Annotated in this window: 14 protein-coding genes; all 14 read left to right on the top strand. The window is 62.9% G+C overall.

Annotated features, from left to right (window positions below; translation table 11 throughout):
- Positions 1–17: 17 nt before the first annotated feature.
- The 14 genes from rpsJ (at position 18) to EJO71_RS31840 (ending at position 8,490) form a co-directional block, all read left to right on the top strand.
- Entirely contained in the window at positions 18–332 is a 315-nt protein-coding gene (rpsJ, locus tag EJO71_RS31905) for a 30S ribosomal protein S10 (protein ID WP_007838118.1), read from the top strand.
- Positions 333–483: 151 nt separating this feature from the next.
- The gene (locus tag EJO71_RS31900) at positions 484–2,079 is read left to right on the top strand and encodes a hypothetical protein (protein ID WP_125952643.1); all 1,596 of its coding nucleotides are present in this window, start codon (positions 484–486) and stop codon (positions 2,077–2,079) included.
- A 25-nt stretch (positions 2,080–2,104) separates the two neighbouring features.
- The gene (locus EJO71_RS31895) at positions 2,105–2,647 is read left to right on the top strand and encodes a hypothetical protein (RefSeq protein WP_125952642.1); all 543 of its coding nucleotides are present in this window, start codon (positions 2,105–2,107) and stop codon (positions 2,645–2,647) included.
- Between the two features lie 224 nt (positions 2,648–2,871).
- On the top strand, positions 2,872–3,552 hold the full coding sequence (gene rplC / locus EJO71_RS31890; RefSeq protein WP_125952641.1) for a 50S ribosomal protein L3: 681 nt from the start codon (positions 2,872–2,874) through the stop codon (positions 3,550–3,552).
- On the top strand, positions 3,552–4,172 hold the full coding sequence (gene rplD / locus EJO71_RS31885; RefSeq protein WP_019657681.1) for a 50S ribosomal protein L4: 621 nt from the start codon (positions 3,552–3,554) through the stop codon (positions 4,170–4,172). The genes rplC and rplD overlap by 1 nt, the downstream gene beginning before the upstream one ends.
- On the top strand, positions 4,169–4,504 hold the full coding sequence (gene rplW / locus EJO71_RS31880) for a 50S ribosomal protein L23 (protein WP_093057773.1): 336 nt from the start codon (positions 4,169–4,171) through the stop codon (positions 4,502–4,504). The genes rplD and rplW overlap by 4 nt, the downstream gene beginning before the upstream one ends.
- A 2-nt stretch (positions 4,505–4,506) precedes the next feature.
- Positions 4,507–5,331: a 50S ribosomal protein L2 gene (rplB, locus tag EJO71_RS31875; RefSeq protein WP_007838130.1), complete on the top strand. Its 825-nt coding sequence runs from the start codon at positions 4,507–4,509 to the stop codon at positions 5,329–5,331.
- 10 nt (positions 5,332–5,341) lie between these two features.
- On the top strand, positions 5,342–5,620 hold the full coding sequence (rpsS, locus tag EJO71_RS31870) for a 30S ribosomal protein S19 (RefSeq protein ID WP_007838132.1): 279 nt from the start codon (positions 5,342–5,344) through the stop codon (positions 5,618–5,620).
- 9 nt (positions 5,621–5,629) lie between these two features.
- The gene (gene rplV, locus EJO71_RS31865) at positions 5,630–5,962 is read left to right on the top strand and encodes a 50S ribosomal protein L22 (RefSeq protein ID WP_007838134.1); all 333 of its coding nucleotides are present in this window, start codon (positions 5,630–5,632) and stop codon (positions 5,960–5,962) included.
- A gap of 17 nt (positions 5,963–5,979) precedes the next feature.
- Positions 5,980–6,894 carry a 30S ribosomal protein S3 gene (rpsC, locus tag EJO71_RS31860; RefSeq protein WP_093057771.1) on the top strand — a complete coding sequence of 305 codons (915 nt, stop codon included), beginning with the start codon at positions 5,980–5,982 and terminating at the stop codon, positions 6,892–6,894.
- A 52-nt stretch (positions 6,895–6,946) separates the two neighbouring features.
- Entirely contained in the window at positions 6,947–7,363 is a 417-nt protein-coding gene (rplP, locus tag EJO71_RS31855; protein ID WP_007838137.1) for a 50S ribosomal protein L16, read from the top strand.
- A 55-nt stretch (positions 7,364–7,418) separates the two neighbouring features.
- Positions 7,419–7,628, top strand: a complete 210-nt coding sequence (rpmC, locus tag EJO71_RS31850) for a 50S ribosomal protein L29 (RefSeq protein WP_056589463.1) — start codon at positions 7,419–7,421, stop codon at positions 7,626–7,628.
- 9 nt (positions 7,629–7,637) lie between these two features.
- Entirely contained in the window at positions 7,638–7,907 is a 270-nt protein-coding gene (rpsQ, locus tag EJO71_RS31845) for a 30S ribosomal protein S17 (protein WP_015867662.1), read from the top strand.
- A gap of 76 nt (positions 7,908–7,983) precedes the next feature.
- Positions 7,984–8,490, top strand: coding sequence for a peroxiredoxin (locus EJO71_RS31840; protein ID WP_125952640.1), 507 nt, complete (start codon positions 7,984–7,986; stop codon positions 8,488–8,490).
- The last annotated feature ends 9 nt before the right edge of the window (positions 8,491–8,499 follow it).

Genomic DNA, 8,499 nt, shown 5'->3' with positions numbered 1-8,499 from the left:
GACGCAAAGGAATCATCATGGCTACCAAGCAAAAAATCCGCATCCGTCTGAAGGCATTCGACTACAAGCTGATCGACCAGTCGGCCGCTGAAATCGTGGACACCGCCAAGCGCACCGGCGCGATCGTCAAGGGCCCCGTGCCCCTGCCGACCCGCATGAAGCGCTTCGACATCCTGCGTTCGCCGCACGTCAACAAGACGTCGCGCGACCAGCTGGAAATCCGCACGCACCAGCGTCTGATGGACATCGTCGACCCGACCGACAAGACCGTGGACGCGCTGATGAAGCTCGACCTGCCGGCCGGCGTGGACGTCGAGATCAAGCTGCAGTAATCCATTCGGCTTCGCGCCGCGGTTACTAGAAAACCCGCCTGCAGAAATGCAGGCGGGTTTTGTGCTTTATGTCACGCAGATGTGGCATCCTCCCGTGCCGGCAGCCGTCAATCATCGAGGCGTCGGGTAGCTGAAACGAGGGCAGCACAACATGGGACAAGGCATCTCTTTTTCGTCGGGCCTGATGGCTTGCATCGCAGCAGCGCTGTTGACCGCTTGCGGTGGAGGAGGTGGTGGAGGCGGCGGTGGTGGCATCCCCTTCCTGCCCGTGGTCCCGACGACGCCAGTTACGCTGAGTGGCACGGCCACCTACGAGTCGGTGCCCAATCCCAGTGGCCACCTCGTGTATGCCGACACCGCGGTCAAGCCGGTGCGCGGAGCCTTCGTCGAAGTGCTCGATGCCACCAGCGGCAGCCAACTGGTTACCACTTCCACCAACGACAGCGGCGCTTATTCGGTGAGCGTTCCGGCGAACACGAATGTCATCGTCCGCGTGCGCGCCCAGCTGACCCGCACAGGTGCGCTCCCGAGCTGGGATGTCACGGTGCGCGACAACACGCAGTCGAGCGCGATCTATTCCATGCAGTCGTCGGCGTTCTCCACGGGCAGCGCGGCGCTCTCTCGCGACCTGCGCGCCAGCAGCGGCTGGGGCGGATCGAGCTACACCAGCCAGCGCGTGTCCGGGCCGTTCGCGATCATGGACACGGTCTACACCGCGATGCAGAAGGTGATGTCGGCGGCGCCGGCGACCGCTTTTCCGTCGCTGAAGGTGTTCTGGAGCGTCAACAACACGAATGCCAGCGGCAGCATCGCGCAGGGCCAGATCGGCACGACGTTCTTCATCGGCAGGAGCTCTGGGGCAGAAATCTACGTGCTCGGCAAGGAAGACGTGGATACCGACGAGTTCGATGCGCCGGTCATCGCGCACGAGTGGGGGCACTACTACCAGGCCTCCTTCAGCCGCGACGACTCGACGGGCGGTGCGCACTCCACGAATGAGCGTGTGGACCGCCGCCTTGCCTTCTCCGAGGGATGGGGCAATGGCTGGTCGGGCATCGCGCTGGGGCGCAGCAACTATGTCGACTCGGGCGGACCTGGCCAAGCCCAGGGCGGGAGCCTTGATCTCACGAAAGGGCCGACGGCGACCAACCCGGGCTGGTTCAGCGAATCGTCGATCCAGTCGATCTTCTGGAATCTGAACCAGCAGGCTGGATTCAAGCCGATCCACGACACCATGACGAGCGCACTGTTCAGGAGCGGTGCGCCGGTGACCTCGATTCATCCGTTCACGGCTGCATTCAATTCGGTCGCGTCGGGCAACGCATCGACGTTGGCGACGTTGCTCGCGGGCCAGAGCATCAGCGCGGCCTCGAACGACCCCTACGGCGCGCAGGAGAACAACAATGGCGGCACGCCGAGCGTCAGCTATGTGCTGCCGATGTACACGACCGCGACGGTTGGCGGCTCGGCCACGCAAGCCTGCGTGACAAATACCGCTGACCCTCAGCGTCAAGGAAACAAGCTTGGAAGCTACGCCTATCTACGCTTCACAGCGCCGGCCAATCGCAACTATCAGTTCACGGTCAGCCCGCCGGCGGGTTCAAGCCCGAACTTTGTGATCTACCGGGGCGGGGCGGTGAGCCGGAACACGAATACGGTCAGCCTGTCGATCGGCGAATATGTTCTGGTCGTCAACGATGTCAATAACGCTGGTGCAAACACCTGCTTCAGCGTTTCGATCCAATAAATAGACAGCAGCGAGGAAGGCCGCCATGAACCTCCGTTCCAGTTCGATGATCGCCGCCACTGGATGCTTGGCGCTTGTTGCCGCATCCGCATGCGCGGACAGTGCGTCGACACCGCGCACTGTCAAGAGCATTGCTTCTTCCAGTCGTGTCGCACCCATGACGGTCGCGGCGCGCAAGCCCAACGATTCCGGCGTGGCGATTCAATACAAGGTCGAGGGCGTAGCGAAGGTCGGCCGGCCGGTTTCCGTCGTATTGCAGTTCGACGGCGTGAGCGATCCGGCCGGCGCCACGGCGCGCCTGACGGCCGATGCCGGCCTGACCTTGACGACGAGCAGCAACCTGGCGCTTCCCGCCGGCCAGAGCACGACCGCCACAGCCACGGTAACCAGCGATCGCGAGGGCCTGGCCTACCTGAACGTCTTCGTCACACAGAACGGCGCCATGAGCATCGTCGCCATCCCCATCCAGACTGGCTCGGTCGCCCCGGCCATGAAGGCTGCGGGCGAGATGAAATCGTCCGCGGAAGGCGAAAAAATCATCTCGATGCCGGCCAAAGAGCCGAAATAGGCTCCAAAAACGGGCTTCCACGGCCTCAGCGCGCCGCAAAAGCGGTGCTTGCACTATGCCCGCAGCGCGGGCTATAATCGCTGGCTCTGCCCTTGTTGCGTCCGCATGGGTGCTATGCGGGCAGAGATTTATCAACCTTCTTCCGCTGCCGGGGAAACCCGGCAAACGCTGTCGCCAATTGAAGTGGCAGCGGCGAAGGAAGCTTCCATTTTTGGAGAAAACAAATGAGTCTGAGCAACTCCCTCGGGTTGCTGGGCCGCAAGGTGGGGATGATGCGTCTCTTCACCGATGACGGGGACGCAGTTCCTGTCACGGTGGTGGATGTGTCCAACAACCGTGTGACCCAGATCAAGTCCCAAGAGACCGATGGCTACGTCGCCCTGCAGGTGACGTTCGGTTCGCGCAAGGCATCGCGCGTGACCAAGCCCGAAGCCGGCCACCTCGCCAAGGCGGGTGTCGAAGCTGGTGAAATCATCCAGGAATTCCGCGTTACCGCCGATACCGCAGGTCAGCACAAGGCTGGCGGCGTGATCCCGGTGGCGAGCGTCTTCTCCGTGGGCCAGAAGGTGGACGTGCAAGGCACTTCCATCGGCAAGGGCTACGCTGGCACGATCAAGCGCCACAACATGAGCTCGCAGCGCGCGTCGCACGGTAACAGCCGTTCGCACAACGTGCCTGGCTCGATCGGTATGGCGCAAGACCCCGGCCGCGTGTTCCCCGGCAAGCGCATGACGGGCCACCTCGGCGACGTCACCCGCACCACGCAAAACCTCGACGTGTTCCGCATCGACGAAGCACGTCAACTGCTGCTCATCAAGGGCGCGATTCCGGGTTCGAAGGGTGGCTTCGTCACCGTGCGTCCCGCCATCAAGGCCAAGCCGCAGGCTGCCCAAGGAGCGAAGTAATGGAACTCGAACTCCTGAACGAACAAGGCCAGGCCGCGTCGAAGTACGACGCCCCCGAGACCGTGTTCGGCCGTGACTACAACGAAGACCTGGTTCACCAGATCGTCGTTGCATTCCAGGCCAATGCACGCCAAGGCACGCGCGCCCAGAAGGACCGCGAACAGGTCAAGCACTCGACCAAGAAGCCTTTCAAGCAAAAGGGAACGGGCCGCGCCCGCGCCGGTATGACTTCCTCGCCGCTGTGGCGCGGGGGTGGCCGGATCTTCCCGAACATGCCTGACGAAAACTTCTCGCAGAAGATCAACAAGAAGATGTACCGCGCCGGCATGGCGTCCATCTTCTCGCAGCTCGCTCGCGAAGGCCGTCTGGCCGTGGTCGACTCGATCAAGGTCGACTCGCCCAAGACCAAGCCGCTGGCTGCCCGTTTCAAGGCGATGAATCTCGAGTCCGTGCTCGTGATCGCCGAAGAAGTCGACGAAAACCTGTACCTTGCCTCGCGCAATCTGGTCAACGTTCTCGTGGTCGAACCCCGTTACGCCGATCCGGTGTCGCTGGTTCACTACAAGAAGGTGCTGGTCACCAAGGGTGCCGTCGACAAGCTCAAGGAGATGTTCGCATGAGCCGCGTGAACCCTACCGCCGCTGAACGTACGTTCGAAGAAGGCCGCCTGATGGCGGTGCTGGTCGCCCCGATCGTGTCCGAAAAGGCCACGATGGTCGGCGAGAAGTCGAACGCTGTCACTTTCAAGGTGCTGCAAGACGCCACCAAGCCCGAGATCAAGGCCGCTGTCGAACTGATGTTCAAGGTCGAAGTCCAGGGCGTGTCGGTGCTCAACACCAAGGGCAAGACCAAGCGCTTTGGCAAGTCCATCGGCCGCCGCGACAACGTTCGCAAGGCCTATGTGACGCTGAAGGCCGGTCAAGAGCTCAACCTCGTCGGGGAAGGCGCTTAATCATGGCCGTCATCAAGATGAAACCCACTTCGCCGGGCCAACGCGGCGCGGTGAAGATCTCGCGTGACCACCTGTTCAAGGGTGCCCCTCACGCTCCCCTGCTGGAACCCCAGTTCCAGAAGGCCGGCCGCAACAACAACGGCCACATCACGATCCGTCATCGTGGCGGCGGTGCCAAGCACCACTACCGCGTTGTCGACTTCGTGCGCAACAAGGACGGCATCCCGGCCAAGGTCGAACGCATCGAATACGACCCGAACCGCACCGCCCACATCGCTCTGGTCTGCTACGCCGACGGCGAGCGCCGCTACATCATCGCCCCGCGCGGTCTGGAAGCCGGTGCAACGCTGCTATCGGGCGCCGAGGCCCCGATCCGTGCCGGCAACACCCTGCCGATCCGCAACATCCCGGTCGGCTCGACGATCCACTGCATCGAACTGCAACCCGGCAAGGGCGCGCAGATCGCCCGCTCGGCCGGTACCTCGGCCACGCTGCTGGCCCGTGAAGGCGTCTACGCCCAGGTTCGCATGCGTTCGGGCGAAGTTCGCCGCATTCACATCGAATGCCGCGCGACCATCGGTGAAGTTGCCAACGAAGAGCACAGCCTGCGCCAGCTCGGCAAGGCCGGTGTGAAGCGTCACATGGGTATTCGCCCGACCGTTCGCGGCGTGGTGATGAACCCGGTCGACCACCCGCACGGTGGTGGCGAAGGCAAGACTGGCGAAGGCCGCCATCCTGTCGACCCATGGGGCAATCTGACCAAGGGCTATCGCACCCGTAACAACAAGCGCACGCAGGTCTTCATCGTGTCGCGTCGCAAGAAGTAAGGGATAGCCAATGACTCGCTCTCTCAAGAAGGGTCCGTTCGTCGACCACCACCTCGTGGCCAAGGCCGACAAGGCCGTGACGACCAAGGACAAGAAGCCGATCAAGACCTGGTCGCGCCGCTCGATGGTTCTGCCCGAGTTCATCGGTCTGACCATCGCTGTGCACAACGGCAAGCAACACGTGCCTGTGTACATCACCGACCAGATGGTCGGCCACAAGCTCGGCGAATTTGCGCTCACGCGTACGTTCAAGGGGCACCCCGCGGACAAGAAAGTCCAGAAGAAGTAAGGAACGACCATGTCTGAAACACGTGCAGTCCTCCGCGGTGTCCGCCTGTCGGTCGACAAGGGCCGTCTGGTCGCTGACCTGATCCGCGGCAAGAAGGTTGATCAAGCGCTCAACGTTCTGCAATTCACGCAGAAGAAGGCCGCTGTGATCATCAAGAAGGTGCTCGAGTCGGCAATCGCCAACGCCGAGCACAACGACGGTGCCGACATCGACGAGCTGAAGGTCAAGACCATCTACGTCGAGCAAGGTGCAACGCTCAAGCGCTTCACGGCGCGGGCCAAGGGTCGCGGCAATCGCATCAGCAAGCCCACGTGCCATGTGTACGTGACGGTTGGCAACTAAGAAGGCCTGGAAGAAATATGGGACAGAAAATCCACCCAACCGGGTTCCGCCTTGCGGTCACCCGTAACTGGTCCAGCCGTTGGTACGCAAGCGACCGCGATTTCGCGGGCATGCTGGCCGAAGACATCAAGGTTCGCGAATACCTGAAGAAGAAGCTGAAGAACGCTTCGGTTTCGCGCGTCATGATCGAGCGTCCCGCCAAGAACGCACGCATCACGATCTACTCGGCACGTCCGGGCGTCGTGATCGGCAAGAAGGGCGAAGACATCGAGAACCTCAAGCGCGAACTGGGCAAGCAGCTCGGCGTGCCGGTTGCGGTCAACATCGAAGAAGTGCGCAAGCCCGAAATCGATGCGCAACTGATCGCCGACAGCATCACGCAGCAGCTCGAAAAGCGGATCATGTTCCGCCGCGCCATGAAGCGCGCCATGCAGAACGCCATGCGTCTGGGTGCCCTGGGCATCAAGATCATGTCGGCTGGCCGCCTGAACGGCATCGAAATCGCACGTACCGAGTGGTACCGCGAAGGCCGCGTGCCGCTGCACACCCTGCGCGCCGACATCGACTACGGCACCTCGGAAGCCAAGACCACCTACGGCGTCATCGGCGTCAAGGTCTGGGTCTACAAGGGCGACACGCTGGGTCGTAACGACCTGCCCGCCGTCGAAACGCCGCGTCCCGAAGAAGAACGTCGTCCGCGTGGTCCCCGCCGCGATGGCCGCCCTGGTGGCGACCGTCCGGGCAGCGACCGTCGTGGTCCCGGCCCGCGCGCCGGTGCCCGCGGCCCGATCGGTGGCAACACCGCTCCGGCCGATGGCAGCGACAAGCCCGCAGAAGCAACCGGCGGTGCCGGTGCAGACTCGAAACCCGCCGTTAAGCGCGTCCGCAAAGCCGCGCCCGCTGCAGCAGCGGACGGTGCCAAGACCGAGTAATCGGTCGCTCCCGGGCGCGCAAGCGCCTGGGGCCCTCACGGAGTAACAAAACATGCTGCAACCTGCACGCAGAAAGTTCCGCAAGGAACAAAAGGGCCGCAACACCGGCATCGCAACCACGGGTAACTCGGTTGCGTTCGGTGACTTCGGTCTCAAATGCACCGACCGCGGCCGCCTCACGGCGCGCCAGATCGAAGCCGCTCGTCGCGCGATTTCGCGTCACGTGAAGCGCGGTGGCCGTATCTGGATCCGCGTGTTCCCGGACAAGCCGATCTCTACCAAGCCCGCTGAAGTGCGGATGGGTAACGGTAAGGGCAACCCCGAGTACTACGTTGCCGAAATCCAGCCCGGCAAGATCGTGTTCGAGATCGTCGGCGTGCCCGAAGAACTCGCTCGCGAAGCGTTCCGCCTGGCCGCCGCCAAGCTTCCGCTGCGCACGACGTTCGTCGCTCGCCAGCTCGGCGCTTGAGAGGAGAACACTGATGGCAACCCGTAAGAAGAAAGAAACCGCGGCTCCGGCCAAGGTGACGAAGGCCGCAACCCTGCGCACGAAGGACGTCGCAGGCCTGCAAGCCGAAATCAAGGATCTGCAGAAGGCCCATTTCGGCCTGCGCATGCAGAAAGCCACGCAACAGCTGTCGAACACTTCGACGCTGCGCGTGACGCGTCGCGACATCGCGCGCGCCAAGACCATTCTTGCTCAGAAGCAGCAAGAAACCCCCGCCGCCAAGTAAGGAGTGAACATGACGGAAGCTAAAAAATCCCTCAAGCGCACCTTGATCGGCAAGGTGGTCAGCGACAAGCGTGCCAAGACCGTGACCGTGCTGGTCGAGCGCCGTGTGAAGCACGAGCTCTACGGCAAGATCGTGGCCAAGACGAGCAAGTACCACGCCCATGACGAAAAGGGCGAGTACAAGCTGGGCGACACCATCGAGATCACGGAAAGCCGTCCGATCTCGAAGACCAAGAACTGGGTCGTGACCCGTCTGGTCGAGAAGGCCGTTCTGGTCTGATCATCCCCGGCTCGATACAGCCCATCCGGAAACGGCCCACAATGTGGGCCGTTTTTCTTTTTCAGGAGCACATTCAATGATCAAAGTCGGCGACACCCTTCCTTCGGCCACCCTGCAGGAATATTCCGAGGTCGAGGGCGAAGGCTGCAGCATCGGCCCGAACGCCGTGGACGTGACCAAGGCCTCGTCGGGCAAGACCATCGCGCTGTTCGCGCTGCCGGGCGCCTTCACTCCCACCTGCTCGGCCAAGCACGTGCCGGGCTACGTGCAGCACTTCGACGACTTCAAGGCCGCCGGCGTGGACGAGATCTGGTGCGTGAGCGTGAACGACGCCTTCGTGATGGGCGCCTGGGCGCGTGACCAGAAGACGGGCGCCAAGGTGCGCATGCTGGCCGACGGCAGCGCCGACTTCGCCAAGGCCACGGGCCTGACGCTCGACCTGACCGGCCGCGGCATGGGCTTGCGCAGCAACCGCTACTCGATGCTCGTGAAAGACGGCAAGGTCGCCACGCTGAACGTCGAAGCGCCGGGCAAGTTCGAAGTCAGCGACGCCGACACGCTGCTGGCGCAAGCCCGCGGCTGACCTGACCGA

Origin of the sequence: Variovorax sp. 679 (assembly GCF_003952185.1) — a bacterium.
In the GTDB taxonomy this organism is placed as follows: domain Bacteria; phylum Pseudomonadota; class Gammaproteobacteria; order Burkholderiales; family Burkholderiaceae_C; genus Variovorax.
The sequence above is the reverse complement of the archived record's forward strand: the minus strand, read 5'-3'. Positions and strand labels throughout refer to the sequence as shown.